At 64.3% G+C, this 16,989-nt stretch carries 16 protein-coding genes; 7 read left to right on the top strand and 9 right to left on the bottom strand.

The features are described 5' to 3' along the window. Positions 1–7: 7 nt before the first annotated feature. From qhpE to peaA, 5 genes are read right to left on the bottom strand one after another with little or no spacing between them, the layout of a single operon-like run. Positions 8–697: a subtilisin-like serine protease QhpE gene (qhpE, locus tag ACT6QG_RS15900; protein WP_444978564.1), complete on the bottom strand. Its 690-nt coding sequence runs from the start codon at positions 695–697 to the stop codon at positions 8–10. A 31-nt stretch (positions 698–728) separates the two neighbouring features. Then, a complete protein-coding gene (peaD, locus tag ACT6QG_RS15895) occupies positions 729–1,823 on the bottom strand; it encodes a quinohemoprotein amine dehydrogenase subunit beta (RefSeq protein WP_444978563.1) in 1,095 nt (364 codons plus the stop codon). A gap of 5 nt (positions 1,824–1,828) precedes the next feature. Further along, the gene (gene qhpC, locus ACT6QG_RS15890) at positions 1,829–2,155 is read right to left on the bottom strand and encodes a quinohemoprotein amine dehydrogenase subunit gamma (RefSeq protein WP_444978562.1); all 327 of its coding nucleotides are present in this window, start codon (positions 2,153–2,155) and stop codon (positions 1,829–1,831) included. Next, positions 2,152–3,585, bottom strand: a complete 1,434-nt coding sequence (peaB, locus tag ACT6QG_RS15885) for a quinohemoprotein amine dehydrogenase maturation protein (RefSeq protein WP_444978561.1) — start codon at positions 3,583–3,585, stop codon at positions 2,152–2,154. Before peaB ends, qhpC begins: the two co-directional genes overlap by 4 nt. Positions 3,586–3,593: 8 nt before the next feature. Beyond that, positions 3,594–5,138 (bottom strand): quinohemoprotein amine dehydrogenase subunit alpha, encoded by a 1,545-nt coding sequence (peaA, locus tag ACT6QG_RS15880; RefSeq protein ID WP_444978560.1) that lies wholly within the window; start codon positions 5,136–5,138, stop codon positions 3,594–3,596. A 236-nt stretch (positions 5,139–5,374) separates the two neighbouring features. Between peaA and qhpG the strand changes: the two genes are divergently transcribed. The 3 genes from qhpG to ACT6QG_RS15865 all read left to right on the top strand — a co-directional run bounded on the left by qhpG (position 5,375) and on the right by ACT6QG_RS15865 (position 8,562). Beyond that, complete coding sequence (gene qhpG / locus ACT6QG_RS15875) at positions 5,375–6,673, top strand: flavin-dependent monooxygenase QhpG (protein WP_444978559.1); 1,299 nt, start codon at positions 5,375–5,377, stop codon at positions 6,671–6,673. 75 nt (positions 6,674–6,748) lie between these two features. Next, positions 6,749–7,591 carry a TorF family putative porin gene (locus ACT6QG_RS15870; protein WP_444978558.1) on the top strand — a complete coding sequence of 281 codons (843 nt, stop codon included), beginning with the start codon at positions 6,749–6,751 and terminating at the stop codon, positions 7,589–7,591. A 329-nt stretch (positions 7,592–7,920) separates the two neighbouring features. Continuing rightward, positions 7,921–8,562 (top strand): CatB-related O-acetyltransferase, encoded by a 642-nt coding sequence (locus ACT6QG_RS15865; protein ID WP_444978557.1) that lies wholly within the window; start codon positions 7,921–7,923, stop codon positions 8,560–8,562. A gap of 75 nt (positions 8,563–8,637) precedes the next feature. On the opposite strand, the gene ACT6QG_RS15860 is transcribed toward ACT6QG_RS15865, so the two are convergent. Together ACT6QG_RS15860 and ACT6QG_RS15855 are read right to left on the bottom strand one after the other, a co-directional pair. Then, complete coding sequence (locus tag ACT6QG_RS15860; protein ID WP_444978556.1) at positions 8,638–9,984, bottom strand: ATP-binding protein; 1,347 nt, start codon at positions 9,982–9,984, stop codon at positions 8,638–8,640. Continuing rightward, positions 9,981–10,646: a response regulator gene (locus ACT6QG_RS15855; RefSeq protein WP_444978555.1), complete on the bottom strand. Its 666-nt coding sequence runs from the start codon at positions 10,644–10,646 to the stop codon at positions 9,981–9,983. Before ACT6QG_RS15855 ends, ACT6QG_RS15860 begins: the two co-directional genes overlap by 4 nt. Before the next feature lie 143 nt (positions 10,647–10,789). Here ACT6QG_RS15855 and ACT6QG_RS15850 point away from each other — a divergent pair, with 143 nt between their 5' ends. The 4 genes from ACT6QG_RS15850 (at position 10,790) to ACT6QG_RS15835 (ending at position 15,018) form a co-directional block, all read left to right on the top strand. Then, positions 10,790–11,407, top strand: a complete 618-nt coding sequence (locus tag ACT6QG_RS15850) for a DsbA family protein (protein WP_444978554.1) — start codon at positions 10,790–10,792, stop codon at positions 11,405–11,407. A gap of 96 nt (positions 11,408–11,503) precedes the next feature. Then, positions 11,504–12,229, top strand: coding sequence for a L,D-transpeptidase (locus ACT6QG_RS15845; RefSeq protein ID WP_444978553.1), 726 nt, complete (start codon positions 11,504–11,506; stop codon positions 12,227–12,229). Then, entirely contained in the window at positions 12,226–12,723 is a 498-nt protein-coding gene (locus ACT6QG_RS15840; RefSeq protein WP_444978552.1) for a thioredoxin family protein, read from the top strand. Before ACT6QG_RS15845 ends, ACT6QG_RS15840 begins: the two co-directional genes overlap by 4 nt. Positions 12,724–12,930: 207 nt before the next feature. Then, complete coding sequence (locus ACT6QG_RS15835) at positions 12,931–15,018, top strand: c-type cytochrome (RefSeq protein ID WP_444978551.1); 2,088 nt, start codon at positions 12,931–12,933, stop codon at positions 15,016–15,018. A 123-nt stretch (positions 15,019–15,141) separates the two neighbouring features. On the opposite strand, the gene ACT6QG_RS15830 is transcribed toward ACT6QG_RS15835, so the two are convergent. Both ACT6QG_RS15830 and ACT6QG_RS15825 read right to left on the bottom strand, forming a co-directional pair. Continuing rightward, entirely contained in the window at positions 15,142–16,524 is a 1,383-nt protein-coding gene (locus ACT6QG_RS15830; RefSeq protein ID WP_444978550.1) for a tripartite tricarboxylate transporter permease, read from the bottom strand. Between the two features lies 1 nt (position 16,525). Beyond that, the gene (locus ACT6QG_RS15825) at positions 16,526–16,975 is read right to left on the bottom strand and encodes a hypothetical protein (protein ID WP_444978549.1); all 450 of its coding nucleotides are present in this window, start codon (positions 16,973–16,975) and stop codon (positions 16,526–16,528) included. Positions 16,976–16,989 lie beyond the last annotated feature (14 nt).

The raw sequence follows: 16,989 nt of genomic DNA, 5'->3' as shown, positions 1-16,989 counted from the left end.
GGCCATTCTATTCCCCCTCCATCGCGGTGGAGCCGGCCTTCTTCCGTTCCGCTCCGAAATGGCGGGCAAGGGCGGAAAGGCGGGCGATGGCCATCTCCGGCGTGTGCGGATGGCCATTCAGGCTGATATCCTGTGCAATATGCCCGGCCACACGCGCCGAGCCGAGGCTGGCCCCGCCCAGAACCGATCCCCGCGTGCCCGCCTCGCGCTGCTCGGGGGAATTGCACCAGGCGCCGAACAGGCGCGGGCCAAGCTGGGAGAGGTCATCCCACCCGCAGCGGGCATCGCCCGTGCCGGCAATCACCCCCTCATAGGCCGCGGGATAGCAGGGCGCGCCGCGTGCCGGATGCGCCGCCACCATGATGATGCCGGCCTCGCGCACGGCCTCGCAGGCTGCCCGGAGCGGCGCGCGGTCCGCCGCCAGACCGAGACTGAGGCAGACGAGATCCACCCGCTCCCCCTGCTCGGCACGGGCAAACCAGCGCAGGGCCGCGGCCACCTGCAGGGTGGTGGTCACCGGCCGGTCCTCGAACACCTGCGCATGAATGATGCGGGCCTGCGCACAGGCCCGCATGATTGTGCGTGCAACCGCAGTGCCATGGCCAAGGCGATCCGGCAAGGCAGGGCTGGTGCCGCCATCTGGGAGAAAGGCGAGCGCGCCTTCCATCCCGGCCGCCGGCCCTCCACTATCGATCACTCCGACTGTGACAGTCTGCAATGCGTCGCCCTCAGTTATCCCGCGAGAACATCCGGACCGACCCCAGGGACATCGACGTCCCGTCCGGAAGATCCACCTGCCCCTTGCGCTCCAGCGTCTCGGTGTCATAGGCGGCAAGATCGCTCAATGCCCCGCCGAGCCACACGGTCTTGCCATCCTTGCTGACATTGACCGAATAATAGCTGTGCGGCAAAGGCACCCGCTTGATGGGCTTGCCGGTTTCCAGATCGAACGACTGGAGGACATTATAGGCGCCAAAAGCGCGCTTGTGGTCCGGGCTGGATGCGGTGGAGAAGTAGAACACATCCATGTTCTCCACATCGCGCATCTTCATCTTGCCGGTCTTGCGGTCGAGCGTCAGCAGGCCGGTCTTCCACGCCTCGGGGTCATCCTCCGCCTTGCCCTTCAGGTTGGAGTAGAAGGGAATGGTCATCATCCCGGAATTTTCATGCTGGCTCCAGATGGCAAGCACGTCCGGCTTGTTGCGGGCATCCACATCCCAGCTCTGGATCGGCATCTCGTCGATCTTCTTGCCGGTTTCACCATCGAACACATGCATCTCGCGGCCGGCACCGAAGATCTTCTTGCCGTCCTCGGAATACATCAGCAGGGTGATCTGGCGCGGAGCCTCCTGCGTGTGCTTCAGCTTCATCGTCTCGGTATCATAGAAGGCGAGGCGCGTGGGCTGGGGCTCGAAGTGGGACAGCTCCTTCTTCACCGGCGACTGATACACCACCAGCGTCTTGCCATCAGGCGAAATATCCATGCCGAACAGGCCCTTGACCCGTTCATTGTCATGGCTCATATCGGCCCGGCCCACGGTTTTGCCGCTGTCGAGATCGATCTTGAACACGCTCTCCGTGCCATTGGCGAGAGCATAGGCGGTCCTCTTGTCCGGGGCGACCACAGGCACGATGGGTGCCGGGCCGGCGCCCTCTATTTCAATGACCTTCTCCACCTTCTTCTTGTCGGTATTGACCAGCACCAGCCGGTTGGGACGGGCGGGGGCCAGAATATATTCATCCGCAAAGGCGGGCGCTGAGACCGGGGCCGCAAGGGCCACACACAGCCCGGCGCTGGCGAGGGGAAGCAGCTTTCTGCGCATCTCGTTCAACCTTTCGAGCGCGGGAACACGGACTGGAGATTGCGCCAGTCATCCATCACATTGGCGGCGCCGTCGGACCAGTCGGGATAGGTGTTGAGCGTGTCGGCCACCTGGGCTGGCCACCAGCACGGATCAGCGCAGCCATACAGGTCCGCCTCCATGGGTTGGCACAGGTTGGAGAGCGCGCCGAAGGCGTCCACTTCCCAGCCGGGATCGAAGGATGTGGTGCAGCCCACCAGGGAGTTCATGGCCCGCACTTCTTCCTCGCGGCCTTCCGCATGGGCCTCCACGAAGGCCCTGGCCTTTGCATTCGCAGGGATGAGATGTTTCATGCCTTGGCTCTCCTGGGCTCGATGTGACGACTGAAAAAGGAGGGGTTGGCGCGCATGATGCGGACATAGGATTCGATGCCGAAATCCACCCAGTCCCGCATCAGGTCGCAATAGTGGTAGACAGGGGCGAATGGATCGCCCTGCCGCGCGTAGGATTCGTGATAGCAGCCGCCCGCACAGATGGAGCGGATGTGGCAGGTGCGGCAGCCATATTCACTGCGGTCCTGCGCGCCCTCGATGAAGGCGGCGAGCTTGGGCACATTGATGCCGGTCTCGACATTGCCATAAGTGGGTTCGTTCGAGCCCACGAAGCGGTGACACAGATGCAGTTCCCCGCTCTTGTCCACCGCCAGCATGCCCAGTCCGGCGCCACAGGGCACGGCCTTCTTGGTGCCTTGCGCAATATCGGTGAGCAGCTGGTGCATGTTGGAGAAGCCGATATTCTCCCCCCTGCAGGCCGCCTCGACATAATGGCGGCCGAGGGTCTTCATGTCCTCGAACACCTTCTTCAGCGCGCCGTCATCCAGATTGAACACCGCGATGGGACCGGAGGTGGCCGGGCCGAAGCCCACTTCGGCAAAGCCCAGATCATGCTTGAGGTGATCGTGGATGGCGATGACATCGGTGACACCGCGCGTCAGCGTCACGCGCACCCCCACGGGGCGGGCGGTGTAGCGCTCCAGCAGCATCTTCACATTGCGGGCCACCAGATCATATGTGCCCTTGCCACCCACCGTGCGCCGGTTGGCATCATGCAGGGCTTTTGGCCCATCCATGGAAACGGTGAGGGCGAAGCGGTGCGCATTGAACCAGTCCACCATCTCCTCGGTGAGCAGGGTGGCATTGGTGGTGAGGGAAAAATCCACCACCTTGCCCTCTTCCCGCCCGCGCGGCTCGGCATAGGCCACCACCTGCTTGATGAGCGCATAGTTCGACAGCGGCTCGCCGCCGAAGAACACCACATTCACCCGGTCCCGGTCCTTCGCCTGTTTCAGCAGCAGCTCGAAGGAGGCCACAGCCGTATCGAACTGCATCTTCTCACCCTTGGCCGGGGTGGTCAGATCTTCCTTGTAGCAATAGGTACAGGCGAGGTTGCAGCCGGTATTGACGTTGAGAATGATGGTGGAGAGCGGAATCTCCTCCACCTTCGTGATGGGGCGCGGCAGCTCGGCTTCCCCGGCATCGCGCACGATGTCGAGATCGAGGAAGCTCTGGAGACAGTCCACCAGGGTTTCGCTGGTGTGGTGCGCGCCCAGCTGCTGCTGCATCAGCGCGCTGTCCACCGCCTCATGGCTGCGGAACAGGTCATAGACATCGCGGCTGGTGCGATCGAGCTCGAACAGGCTGGTGGTGGGCACATGCATCAGCATGGCCCGGCCATCCACATCCATCCGATGGGCATTGTGCCTGATAAGGGTGAGTGCTCCCATGACAAACCTCAGCGGATCGGGGTGTCGACGAAGCGCTGCACCGTGGCATAGAGGTGCGCATCGGCCTGCAGGTCCTTGCCGCCTTCCTTGACGGTGGCGATCACCTTCAGGTTGCCGATATTGTTGGCCATCATCCGACGGGCCGGATTGGGGCCGGCATCGCCCGGGGTGAACAGGCCGGTATCATTGATGGAACCCGCATATTTCGCGTCCTCCATCCGCTCCGCCTCTTCATTGAAATTGTCGATGGTCCAGCTTGCCGGGAAGGTGCCGACGAGAATGTCCTCACCCTTCCCGTCGGGCGCCTTCATCCAGCCCACGGCCTCGAACTGGGCGGGCACCTTGGGAATGGGGCCTCCGGCACCACCAATGCGCGCCATTGCCACTTCCGGCACCACGGTGATGCGGTCCAGCTTGTCATAGACAATGAGCGGCTGCGGCGCCTCCAGCTTGCCGATGCCCAGCTCCACCGGGCCGAGCACCTTGCCCGCCGTCAGCTCCAGCACCACCTTCTTGTCCGTGGCGCTGACAACCTTTCCGGTGATGCCCTTCGGCAGAACCGGCTTGCCGGAAAGGCCGATGCCGGTCAGCGTCACCTGCCGGGTTTCACCCGCCTTCAGATAGGAGGGCGAGACGGAGAGAATGCGCGGGGACTCATTGGCCCGCACGGCCGCCATGCGTCCGCCCACCACATCCTCATCGGCATGGAACCAGCGCCCTTCCAGCGTGCCATCCTTCTTCAGGCCAAGCACCTGACGGATTTCCGTCTTGCCATCGGAGAGCGCACCGCGCCATTCACCAGCACCAAAGGCGCGCGCATTCCCCTTGAAGGTCCGCCGGCCATCGGGATAATCCAGCACCATCACCGCGTCATAGTCCTCACCATCCTTGCTGATGGTGAGCGTGCCGTCATAATCGCCCACACCCGGCTGGCGGCCGGACACAACCCATTCCCCGGAGAGGTCACCTGCGGCAGCCGGGGTTTCTCCCAGCGGATAGGTCTTGGCCAGGAAATCGGCGATCTGGGTCTCGGCAATGCCCTTCCAGTCGCGGTCACGCGCCATGGCCTGATATTCGATGGTGGGGAACTGGCCGAGATGGAAGTTGATGAGATGCTTCCAGTCTTCCGGCGTGCGGCGCTGGAGGGCGACGCGGGCATAGGAATGGCAGCGCCCGCAGGTCTCGGTCATGAGCTGGCTGGGGCCCTGGTCCTGGGCGACCGGCTCCTTTTCCAGAATGTAGCGCCAGGGCGCGGTTTCCTCCACCGAGAGGCCGCGCGTGTTGGCCAGGTGGCGCACCACCTCCACACGCTCCTCATCGGTGAGCTGAAGGCCGTTATTGCGCATCATGCGCACCACGGTCATGTCCCATGCCTCGGGGGTCTTGCGCACCGAATCGATGCGCTCCAGCTTCCCGTTTGCGTCTTCAGCATGACAGGAAGCGCAGCTGTTCTTGAGCACCTGCGCGCCATCAGTCGCGCTGACCGGCGCGCTGAAACCAAGGGTCGCGATCGAAACTGTCGAGGCAAGGAAAAAGCGGGACAGCAATGACATCTCTCAACATCCCTCTGGCTGATGCACAGCGTGGCTGGGGTGGCGCAACAGGCAGGGCCAGCACCGTTCGACCCTGATGGAACGAGAGAGGGGGCGTTAATTCTTGGCATTTCCGGCCAAAATCGCGTCGCTATGTCGCGGGGCCCCGGGAATGGCCGGAATTGTCAAGATCACCCGCCGCCGATCAGGACACAGACCATCCATGACGTGACGTGATGTGTGGGGCCAGCGAGAGCATGGACAGGCGGGCCGATCTGGTGGTGATGGGTGCAGGGCCCGCAGGATGCATCTCTGCCCTGCTGGCGGCCCGCGAAGGGCTGCGGGTCTGCCTCATTTCAGGCGGCCGGGATTGCGCCTCCGGCATGGCCCCGCGGCTTGAGGGGCTGAGCCCGCGCCTGCGCCAGTGGCTGCAGGGGCAGAACATTCTGCCCCGGGCGGACTGGCTGCTGGGCCCCCTGCCCCGGCGGGTGGACTGGTCCGGCATCACCAGCAGCGAGAACAGCGAATTCATCATTGAGCGCCCGGCTCTGGATGCGCATCTGTGCGCTGTCGCCCGCTCTGCCGGGGCGCGGATCATCATGGCCAATGCCCGCCCCGGTGCGGATGGCGTGGAGCTGGAAGACGGCACCCGTCTTGAGGCCAGATGGGTGGTGGATGCGCGCGGCCGCGCCGCCCGCCGCAGCCGGCCGGATGTGGAGGCGGGCCAGCGTGCGCCGGCAACCCTGTCCATCTGCGGCTGGGCCCAGGTGGAGAGCGGGCAGGATGTGGCCGCGGGGCTGGACATCACCGCCATCGCCAGCGGCTGGGTCTGGCGTGCCAGCCTGCCTGACGGACGCATCTGGCTGCAATATAGCGGGGACGCCGGGGAGGACGGCAGCCTTGAGGCCCGCCTGCTCCGCGCCTTCCGGGAGAGCGCCCCCCATTTGAGGGGGCACCGTCTGGCTGGCGCCCCCATTGCGCGGGAGGCAGCGCCCACCCGTCCCGCCTCTGTCGAGAACCTGCACATGCTGCCTGTGGGCGATGCCTTTGCGGCCATGGACCCGCTGGCCGGCCATGGCCAGTTCTGGGCGGTTTCCTCCGCGCTGGCCGCCACAGCCGTGCGCCATACGCTCACCGCCCGGCCCGGCCCTGAAAGCGAGCGTCTGTGCCGCCAGTATCTGGCGATGCGGGCCGTGGATGTGAGCCTGCGCAATGCCCGCATCGGGCGGGATTTCATGCGGCTCGAAACCCGCTTTCAGGACAGCCCCTTCTGGGCCGCGCGCCGCGCCTTTCCCGATGACCTGCCGGCCCATGAGCAGCTGGACGCCATCACGGTGGATTCCATGCCGGTCGTCCGCAACGGGATGCTGGAGGAGATGGACATTCTGCGGACACCGCGCACGCCCACCGGCATTGCCTGGTTCGGGCAGATTCCCGCGGTCGAGGCATGGCGCGCCTTCCGCGCCGGAGAGAACGCGCAGGCCCTTGCCGCGCGCTGGGGCGCGGCCGCCGCCCGGCTGCCCCAGATCTTCGCCCATGAAACCCGGAGCGCCTGAAGCCCGGGCCGATACGCACCTGAAAACCGGTTTCCCGCCGCAGTGGCGGACAGATTAAAAAGTGGGAGGAACACGATGAAGTCCATGATCCTGGCCGTCTCCACGGCATTGCTCGTGACCACGCCGGCGCTGGCGGCAGACATGACCAGCCCGGTCAAGGCCACCGCACCGGAGCCTGCGCCCAACTGGGACATCTCCTTCGGGGTGACGGGCACGAGCGACTATATCTTCCGCGGCATGAGCCAGACCAACGGCCATGCGGCCATTCAGGGCTATGCGGAACTCTCGCTCTTTGACTGGTTCTATGCCGGCGCATGGGCCTCCAGCGTCAGCTTTCTCGGATCAGGTTCCGCCGAGGTGGATCTGTATGCCGGCGTGCGTCACAGCTGGGACAAGCTGACACTGGATGCCGGCTTTGTCGGATATGTCTATCCCGGAAGCGATGCGGACACGAGCCTCAACTTCTGGGAAGTCTATTTCAAGCCCAGCTATGAAGTGACAGACTGGCTGAACCTTGCCGTTCATCTCTACTATACAAGCGACTATATTGCCACCAAGACAAGCGGCACCTATCTGGCCGGCCTTGCGACGGTGACATTGCCAGATTTCGGACCGGGCGGCATGTTCGGCTGGTTTGTTTCCGGTGAATTCGGACACCAGTGGGTGGATTCCGACACATGGAACGATGTGTTTCTCAATACACTGACCCAGACGACCCATTATGTGGAAGTCTCCGGCTATAATTACTGGAATGTTGGCGTCGGCTTCACATACAAGGCAGCGACGCTGGACCTGCGCTATCATGGCTCGGACCTGAAAGACGAGCAGTGCTTCCTGCTGAGCGGCAGCCAGACCACATGCGGTGACCGCTTCCTCGGCTCGCTCACCTTCGCCACCTCCTTCAGCGACCTGAAATAGGGCGAAAGCCTGTCCCGACCCAGCCGGGAAGGTTCAGCACCAGACCTGTAAGGGAAACACCATGTGCCAGCCGGACCTTTCCGGTTGTCACACCTTCCCGTGCCCCATGTGGGCCCTCCTGCCGGAAGCGTGCGGCATTTCCTGCCGCCCTTCCCCTTCGCGCCTGTCGCGGCACAGATGCGCCACAGGCCGGACACCCGGCCCGGCATTCCCTCTGCCTCCCACGGCCTGAAAAGGAGGAAAAAGGCACCCCGGCGGCCTATATATGCGCCCGCACGCTCGAATCGATGTGATGACAGCTCTTCGCATGCCCGGCTGGGAGAAGCATAATGAACAAGCACTGGTCGCAGGTTGAATATCTGCATGAGACTGTCACCAACCCGAATATCCATCTGCGCGGAACCCACAGCTATTACAGCGGGGCATGGACAGGCCATTTCGAGGACAGTGTCGTGCGCTATCTCTATGGCGACGAATACAGCCGCAGGACATGGACATCACAATGGCCGGTGGATCAGCTCCATATCGGGGACTATGTGTGCATCGGCGCTGAAGCGGTCATCCTCATGGGCGGCAACCACACCCACCGGGTGGACTGGTTCAGCCTGTATCCCTTCGCGGAAGTGATCACCGATGCCTATGTCGGCAAGGGCGATACCCATATTCATGATGGCGCATGGATCGGGATGCGCGCCATGATCATGCCCGGCATCACCATCGGCGAAGGGGCGGTCGTCGCCTCCGGCGCGATCGTCACCCGCGATGTGCCGCCCTACACGATTGTCGGCGGCAATCCCGCGGTGGAAATGCGCCGGCGTTTTGATGGGGAGACGACAGAAAGGCTCCTCGCCCTTGGCATCTATCAGTGGCCGGAACACAAGTTCGCGGCCCTCAGGGCCCAGATCTGCGCCAGCGATATCGAGACCCTAATGGCGGCAAGCGCGGCATGGGACAGGGCGAACAGGCCCTGATCCCCTGGAGGGCCCTGATCCCTCGGGGGGCCAGATCCATTGGGCGGACAGCGCGCAAAGAGGCCCTTCCCGCTCTCAGCCTGCCGCTGGAAAACGCATTTCCGCGCGCAGGCCCTTTTGTACGCCATTGGACAGAAGGAGCTGCGCCCCCATCCGCCCCAGCGCCATATCCGCGATGGCCAGCCCGAGCCCGCTGCCCATCGCGGTCTTGTGGCGGCCACGGAAAAAGCGGCTGCAGGCTTTCGGCAATTCATCCTCCGGAATGCCGGGGCCGCAATCCTCGATCAGAATGGATAGGGTATTGGCACCGCGCCTCAGGCTGCATGTCACCACCTGATCCGCGGGAGAATGCTGGACGGCATTTTCCAGCAGATTGCGCGTGGCGAGCATGAACAGGGTGTCATTCGCCTGAAGCGTCAGCTCCCCGAGCGCATCCGCGATCACGATCCGCGCGGCGTGCGGATAGAGACGGGCGATGTCCTCCGCAATCCTTGCCATGGCAAGGCCGGCATTCAGGCCGTGCCTGTCATGCTGCATGTGGCTGCTTTCGGCATTGGTCAGGTCGGTGAGCTGGCGCACCAGACGTGATGTCCGGTCCACGCCGACAATGATCTGCCGCAGGGCAGCGTTGCGCACCGGTTCGGCATCGCTTCCCAATGCAATCTGCGCCTGTGTTTTCAGCCCTGCAATGGGCGTGCGCAGCTCGTGGGCGGCAAAAGCCGTGAAGTCCCGCTCATGCGCCCGCGCGGCACTGACCCTTTCAAACAGGCCGTTGAGGGAGCGGATCATCGGCTTGATCTCGGTGGGGCTGTCATCATCCGGCAGGGGGCTGAGATCGGAGGCCGGGCGCATCTCCAGTGTTCGCGCCATGGCATTGAGCGGGCTCAACCCCTTGCGCACGCTGAACCAGATCAGCACCGCCAGAAGCGCCAGGGTGAGAAGACCGGGCAGAACGAGACCGCGGATCACATCCCGCACCAGCCGGTCCCGGACACGCAGATTGTCGCCGACCATGACCCGCACGCCCAGCGCCTCATTCTCCACCGTGTAGACACGCCAGGTCTCCCCATCCACCACCGTTTCGGAAAAGCCGCCCTTGCTTCGGCTCAGCGGCTGGCCGGGCGCGCTCTCCGAACGGCCGACAAGCGTGCCATCCAGAGCCCAGATCTGGCAGGACAGCTGCCGGTCATAGGAGGAGTGCGGACGGGCCATTTCAGCGGGAAGGGCGGCGGCTCTGGCGGGATCGATCTCCTGGCTGTCGATCAGCGAGTTGACCATGCGGGCCGCCTCGATGAGACGGGCATCGAGAACCCGTTCCACCTCGGCGCGGGTGTTCATGTAGATCCACGCGAAGGCCGACATCCACACAATGCCGGTGGTGATGAGCAAAATGCGCAGAAGGCGTGTGCGGATGGAGGTCATGTCCCGCTTCCTGTCAGGCGGTAGCCAACGCCGCGCACGGTTTCGATCACCCCCGGCCCGAGCTTCGCGCGCACATTGTGCACATGCACCTCGATGGTGTTGCTCTCCACATCCTCCTGCCAGCCATAGAGGCGCTCCTCAAGCTGGGCCTTGGAGAGAATGTGCCCGGGCCGCTCCATCAGCGCATGGAGAATGGAGAACTCCCGGCGGGAGAGGCGGATGGGTGTTCCCGCCCGCACCACGCTCATGCTTGCCGGATCGACCACCACATCCTGCCACACCAGAGTGGCGCTGGCATGCCCGGCCGCCCGGCGGGTGAGCGCACGCAGGCGGGCGGCGACCTCATCCAGATCGAACGGCTTGCCCAGATAATCATCCGCGCCGGCATCCAGCCCGGCAATGCGGTCCGTCACACTGTCCCTTGCGGTCAGCAGCAGAACGGGGGTCTGCAAGCCCCCTGCCCGCAACTGGAGCAGAAGATCAAGGCCCGACCCGTCCGGCAGCATCAGGTCCAGCACCACCGCCTCGAAGGCGGAGGCGCGCAGGGCGGCGGCCGCATCCGCGCAACAGGTGACGGTTTCCACCCGGAAGCCCGAAAGCCCCAGCCCGACCTGAAGCCCGTTCAGCAGAAGCTCGTCATCCTCGACCACCAGAACCCGCATGTCACACTGCCCGCCTGCATCCGGCCTGCTTACATAACGGCAGCCTTAAGCCAGCCTTAAGGTCAGTATCGCGCAAAGCCACCTTCAACCGCCACGGGAGAAGAGGGATGTTCGTGCTGACACGTCGCCATATCATGAGGGCCATGGCCGCCGCCATTATGCCCGCCACCATCGCGGCCGCATGCCTTTTCCCCCTCGCCCCGCCCGCCCGGGCGCAGCAGGTGACGACGGAAATGATCCTGAACGATCCGCAGGCCCCCGTGGCCGGCAATCCGAAGGGGGATGTCACCATCGTCTACTTTACGGACTACAACTGCCCCTACTGCAAGAAGATCGCGCCCGTTCTGGACCGGGTGGTGCGCGAGGATGGCAAGATCCGCCTTGTCTACAAGGACTGGCCGGTCATTCGCCCCACCTCCATCGAAGGGGCGGTGCTGGTGCTGGCGGCGAAATATCAGGGCAAATACAAGGTTGCGCATGATGCGCTGATGAAACTGCCCGGCAGCAACCTGACCCGGGAGCAGATGCGCACCGCCATCCAGAAAGCCGGCGTCAACATGCCCCGGCTCGACAAGGATCTGGCCACGCATGAGGACGAGATCCTGGATCTCATCAAGCGCAACATGGCCCAGGGCGATGCGCTTGAGCTGACAGGCACGCCGACCTTCCTCATCGGCCCGTTCCGCACGCCCGCGCTCGATTATGACGGCTTCAGGGAAGCCATTGCCGATGCCCGCGCCCGGCAGGCCGCAGAGCGGTAGGCAGCCTTTCCCTCTCTCATCCCGCTCCACAGGGGCAGCCCCCGTGGCCTGCCCTGCCGCCCTGTCCCGTGCCCCGTCTTGCAGCCCTGTCCGATCATGGCCGGCGCACCCTTTCCGGCCCGGAACGCGCGGCTCTCCCATTCCCCAGCACGAAGGCCCTTCATGACCTCCTCCGCCCCGCGCAACATGGCCGCTCTCCTTCTTCTGTCCACACTGGCGGCGGGATGTGTCACGGCCGGCTCCTCGCCTGATGCCCGCAAGACCCGGCCATGGCAGGACAGCTTCGTTGCAACCGCCTATGGCCCGCAGCCGCACGAGAAGTTTCCCGTGCCGGCAGTCGAGCCCGAACGTATCGAGGACCGCAATGTCCGCCAGCTTGTCGATTATCCGACCCGCGAACAGCCCGGCACGCTGATCGTCGATACGCAGGACAGGTTCGTCTATCTCGTGCAGGAAGGCGGCAAGGCCATGCGCTATGGGGTGGGCGTGGGGCGCGAGGGGCTGGAATTCACCGGCAGCGCCAATGTCGGCCGCAAGCGGGAATGGCCGGGCTGGACCCCGACCCCCAACATGATTGCCCGCGAACCGGAGAAATACCGCCCATGGGCCGGCGGCATGAAGGGCGGGCTTGAGAACCCGCTGGGCGCGCGCGCCCTCTATCTGTTCAAGAACGGTCAGGACACGCTGTTCCGCATTCACGGCACCAATGAGCCGGAAAGCATCGGCCATGCAGTCTCTTCCGGCTGCATCCGCATGCTGAACCAGGACATCATAGACCTCTATGGCCGCGTGCCCACCGGCTCGAAGGTGGTGGTGAAATGAACCGCGCGCCGCCCTGTGCATGGCCTGTGGCGCGCCTTTCGCGCCGGGGCCTGCTCTCCCTCATGTCCGGCGGCCTCGCCATGGGCCTTGTCTCCGGGCCGGGCCGCGCGGATGTCTCCAGCCTCGCGCCGGTTTCCTATGTGGTTGAGGATGAAGCCACATATGAGCGGGCCCTCTCCTATGCCGCCCGCCTCACGCGGTCCGCCCTCGTCTATGTGGGCGCCGCGTGGTGCCCCATCTGCCGGACACTGGAGCGCACCACCCTGCGTCATCACGGGGTGAGCAGCCTTCTGCAATCCATCGCGCTGGTGAAGATCGATGTCACCCGCATGGATGGGGACAGCAAGGCGCTGCTGCACCGCTTCGGGGTTGAAGGGCCGCCAACCCTGTTTCTGGTGGAGACGCGATCGGGCCGTGAGCATGCCCATACGCGGCTGGCGGGGCGGGTTCCTCCGCAGGATCTGATCCAGCGCCTGCGCCCCTTCGCCGGCTGATCCACCGCCCACCACCGCCCCCCTTAAGCTTGCCTTAAGCTTGGCGGAGCTCACCAGACTGGAACCGCTGTAAACAGGTTCCGGCCCTGTCCTGCGTCCGGGTGATGATGCAATCCGGCCATGGCCGGCCCTGCCTGCAGCATTGTGTGCGGACCAGACGAGAAGGCATCACGCCGGCATCTCCGGTCCGAGGGTGAGGGGCTGGAAATGTCTGACGTCGCTTCAAAAGCGCGTGGTTCAGTATGGAAGAGGCTGGGACGTGTGGCGCTGGCCGCCATCATTGTCGGTGGCGGCATATTCTGGTGGGTGGTCACGCCCCCGCCGGTGGAGGAGAGCGGATTGGGCCTGCCGGAGCGGGCCGACCATGCTCTCATCGCCCGCGGCGAATATGTGGCCCAGCTTGGGGATTGCGTCGCCTGCCACACCGCGCCCGGCGGCGCGCCCATGGCCGGCGGCCTGCCACTGGAAACGCCCTTTGGCGTGCTCTATTCCACCAATATCACACCGGACCGGGAAACCGGCATTGGCGGCTACAGCTTCGGCGCGTTCGACCGCGCCATGCGCAAGGGCGTGACAGCGGATGGCCGGCACATGTATCCGGCCATGCCCTACCCCTCCTATGCCAAAGTGCTGCCGGATGACATGTATGCCCTCTATGTCTATCTGATGCAGGGTGTGAAGCCGGTGGCGGCGCCGAACAAGGCGATGGAGATCGGCTTTCCCTTCAACCAGCGCTGGTCTCTGGCCTTCTGGAATCTTCTCTTTCTGGATGACAGCCTGTTCGTCGCCGATGCCGGCAGGGATGAAACCTGGAACCGTGGCGCCTATCTGGTGCAGGGGCTTGGCCATTGCGGGGCCTGCCACACCCCGCGCGGCATCGGCTTTCAGGAAGTTGCCATGTCGGACAAGGGCCCGAATGGCGACAGGTTCCTCTCCGGCTCCAGGGTGGAGGAGTGGAACGCGTTCAATCTGAGGGATCTGTGGTCTGTCGCGGACATGGCGGAGCTGCTGCGCACCGGGCAGAACCGCTTCTCGACGGTGACCGGCGCGATGACCGAGGTCATCCATAATTCCACCCAGCATTTCACCGATGGGGATCTCGTCGCCATCGCGACCTATCTGAAATCCCTGCCCACAGATCATCCCTATGTCGAACCCTCCGAAGATATTGCGGATGTGCCGGCGGACATGTTCACCACGCGCGGGGGCCTGGCCTATGCCCAGTTCTGCGCCGATTGCCACCGGCTGGATGGCACAGGCGTGCCCAAAGTCTTCCCGCCGCTCGCCGGCAATCCCTCGATTGCCTCGAAAGACCCCTCCACCCTCATCCATATCACCCTCACAGGCTGGAAGACGGCGAAAACCAACGCCTATCCGCGTGTCTTCACCATGCCCGGCTTCGCCCGGCTGGATGACCGCGAGGTGGCGGAGCTGCTCTCCTTCGTGCGGGCGAACTGGGGCAATGGCGCACCGGCGGTGACCGCCGATGCCGTGAAGGCCGCGCGCGCGGTGCTGGACCCAAGGATCGACAACTCCCGTTTCGAGACCCCGCGCATCGCCGATATTCTCGATGAGCCCAATGCGGAACAGCTCATCCGCGGCATGCGTCTCAACACGGAAACCCATGAGCTTCTGCCGGACAATGTGGGCAATGTGCTGAACTGCGCGAGCTGTCACCTCAATGCCGGAACGGTGGCGGATGGCTCACCCTATGTCGGCGTCTCCGCCTTCTTCCCCAGCTATGCCCCGCGCGCGGGCCGCGAGATCACGCTGGAGGACCGCATCAATGGCTGCTTCCTGCGTTCCATGAACGGCAAGGCCCTGCCAAAGGAGGGCGACGACATGAAAGCCATGGTCGCCTATTTCGACTGGATGAAACGGGAGACCAGGCCGGAGGACCGGGTGGAGGGGCGCGGCATCGGCAAGATCGACCGCTCCATCGTTCCCGATCCTGAAAATGGCGCGCGTGTCTATGTCGCCCAGTGCGCCGTCTGCCACGGACAGGATGGCGAGGGACTGAAGAATGCCAATGGCCGGTTCATCTATCCGCCCCTGTGGGGGGATGAGTCCTTCAATATCGGCGCCGGCATGGCCCGCACCTATACGGCCGCGGCCTTTGTGAAGCGCAACATGCCCATCGGCTTTCACGAGCGCTTCCCGCTGGGACAGGGGGGCCTGAGCGATCAGGAGGCCGTTGATGTGGCCGAATATTTCAGCCACAAGCCCCGGCCCGACTTTGCCCCCAAGGTGAATGACTGGCCACGGGACAAGAAGCCCTCCGACGCACGCTACTGAGGCCGCCGGAATGATCCGGACGGATGGACACAAGGCCCGCCCGGATCATCTAGACTCCACACAAGAAAGGGGGCGGCTCCGCATGGAACCGCCCCCTTTCTCCTGTTCACCTGCCGGCGCGCTTCAGCCCAGCAGCTTCAGTATGGCCGGCATGGACAGCACGGCCGCATAATAGCCCATGAACTGCACACCGGTATTGAAGCCGATGATGCGATACATCAGGCCGCCGAACAGCCCCAGCGTCATGATGACCGCCAGCCCCATGATGCCGCCCTCCCACAGGCCGATGACCAGCACCAGACCGAAAAAGGTGCCGATGATCGCCTCATGGCTGATCTTGCGGGCCACGAATGCGGCAGCCGTGCGCGCATAGTTCATGGCGAAGGGATAGGCCACCGCCGCCGCGATCACCACGGACAGCAGCCCATAGAGCAGGAACTCCGGCACGCTCAGCAGATTGTGCAGATTGTTGACCGCACCCGAGCCTGCATCCACCGTGAAACGCGGCGGGGCATTGAAGAGCGGGGCGGCCGGGCCGGCGGCAACCGGGCTGAGCGGCAGGCCGAAGGCAATGAGCGGGATCAGCGCCTCGGCGATATAGGTAGATTCCGTCACGCCATTCTTCACCGACAGCACGGAGGTGAGGCGATGATAGGCATGCTTCACCCGTGCACCCACAACCTCACCCGCCAGCACCGTCATGGCCACGGGCGAGAACACGAAGGTTGCCGATGTCACGGCGGAGGCGGCCGCCACCCTGGCGGCCTGGCTGCGATCGAGCACCTTGAACGGGTTGGGGAAATATCCGACCCAGCCCTTCACGTCCGGGGCGATGGTGGTCTCGCGATAGCTGTCGCGGTCCATGCGCCGGGCTTCCACCGGCGACAGGCTGGACACCAGCTCCGCCACCAGCGGCCCCACCGCAATGCCAAGGAAGTAGCAGACGGCCAGCTTCAGGTCATATGTCCCCGTATAGCTCTGCATGGCGAGGATCATGAAGACGAAGGGGACCAGCGCCACCACGGAGGCCCAGCGCCCGGCGGAGGAATAGGCGATGAAGATCGCGGCGACCAGGAAGATCCATGGCGCGGCGGCCGTGATATAGCTGCCGAACGGGGCAAGGATCACCGCGAACAGCACCGCCATCGGCACCGCAATGAAGGCGGAGATGACAGCGCCGGCCAGCATCTTGCGCAGCGCGATATGCGGTGCGCCCAGATTGCGCAGGGCGGTGGCCTGCTGCAGCAGGGGCGTGGCCAGCGTATCTCCGGGAATGCCCAGCAATGCGGTCGGCACCGCATGGGTCATGTGCTTGGAAATGGCAGCCGCCATCCAGAAGGTGAAGACACCGGCGGGCGGCGTGCCCAGCAACACCACCAGCAGGGTGATGGGCGCGATGGTGGTGGTTTCATCGGTGCCGGACACAAGCCCGATCAGCGAGAACAGAACCGATCCCAGAAGGCCCATGGCCACTGCGATCAGGATCTCATACATCAATCCGTCCATCTCAGTGCGCCTTCTGCTTCAGCTGGTTCTGGTGATACTGGTCGAACAGGTCGAACAGCCCCACTTCCTTCATTTCCTGCTGCACCACCGCGGGCAGTGCGCGGGCATCGCCGATCTCGCCTTCCTCGCTTTCGATCTGCTGGAGGATTTCCATGCGCCAGGCGTCGGAGCCATCGGCATCCTCGCTCAGGTGGCGCTTGGGCTTGAAGATCTGCGCACAGATGAAGCCGCCCACAAGGCAGCCGACAATGCCAACCAGCATGGCCAGCGCCCGGTCAATGGCCGGGGTGGAGCCGATCCCGGTGAGCAGCCGCAGGGCGGTGAAATAGAATGCGATGCTGACGGCACCGCCAATGACGAGACTGATGGCCAGCTGCCGGCGCGAGACGATATCGCCCCAGACTTCGGCAAGGTCCGTTTCCGCTGCCGGTGGTTTCTCGGCAAGAGACATAAGCGTTCTCCCTG

Source organism: Haloleucobacter ellipsoideus, from assembly GCF_052491725.1.
The sequence above is the reverse complement of the archived record's forward strand: the minus strand, read 5'-3'. Positions and strand labels throughout refer to the sequence as shown.

Bases quoted from the DNA above. Each gene is read 5' to 3' on its own strand.
- peaA (WP_444978560.1), bottom strand. From the start codon at position 5,138: ATGTCATTGCTGTCCCGCTTTTTCCTTGCCTCGACAGTTTCGATCGCG.
- ACT6QG_RS15825 (WP_444978549.1), bottom strand. From the start codon at position 16,975: ATGTCTCTTGCCGAGAAACCACCGGCAGCGGAAACGGACCTTGCCGAA.
- ACT6QG_RS15865 (WP_444978557.1), top strand. From the start codon at position 7,921: ATGAACAAGCACTGGTCGCAGGTTGAATATCTGCATGAGACTGTCACC.
- peaD (WP_444978563.1), bottom strand. From the start codon at position 1,823: ATGCGCAGAAAGCTGCTTCCCCTCGCCAGCGCCGGGCTGTGTGTGGCC.
- ACT6QG_RS15830 (WP_444978550.1), bottom strand. From the start codon at position 16,524: ATGGACGGATTGATGTATGAGATCCTGATCGCAGTGGCCATGGGCCTT.
- qhpG (WP_444978559.1), top strand. From the start codon at position 5,375: ATGGACAGGCGGGCCGATCTGGTGGTGATGGGTGCAGGGCCCGCAGGA.
- qhpC (WP_444978562.1), bottom strand. From the start codon at position 2,155: ATGAAACATCTCATCCCTGCGAATGCAAAGGCCAGGGCCTTCGTGGAG.
- ACT6QG_RS15870 (WP_444978558.1), top strand. From the start codon at position 6,749: ATGAAGTCCATGATCCTGGCCGTCTCCACGGCATTGCTCGTGACCACG.
- peaB (WP_444978561.1), bottom strand. From the start codon at position 3,585: ATGGGAGCACTCACCCTTATCAGGCACAATGCCCATCGGATGGATGTG.
- ACT6QG_RS15855 (WP_444978555.1), bottom strand. From the start codon at position 10,646: ATGCGGGTTCTGGTGGTCGAGGATGACGAGCTTCTGCTGAACGGGCTT.
- ACT6QG_RS15840 (WP_444978552.1), top strand. From the start codon at position 12,226: ATGAACCGCGCGCCGCCCTGTGCATGGCCTGTGGCGCGCCTTTCGCGC.
- ACT6QG_RS15850 (WP_444978554.1), top strand. From the start codon at position 10,790: ATGGCCGCCGCCATTATGCCCGCCACCATCGCGGCCGCATGCCTTTTC.
- ACT6QG_RS15845 (WP_444978553.1), top strand. From the start codon at position 11,504: ATGGCCGGCGCACCCTTTCCGGCCCGGAACGCGCGGCTCTCCCATTCC.
- ACT6QG_RS15835 (WP_444978551.1), top strand. From the start codon at position 12,931: ATGTCTGACGTCGCTTCAAAAGCGCGTGGTTCAGTATGGAAGAGGCTG.
- ACT6QG_RS15860 (WP_444978556.1), bottom strand. From the start codon at position 9,984: ATGACCTCCATCCGCACACGCCTTCTGCGCATTTTGCTCATCACCACC.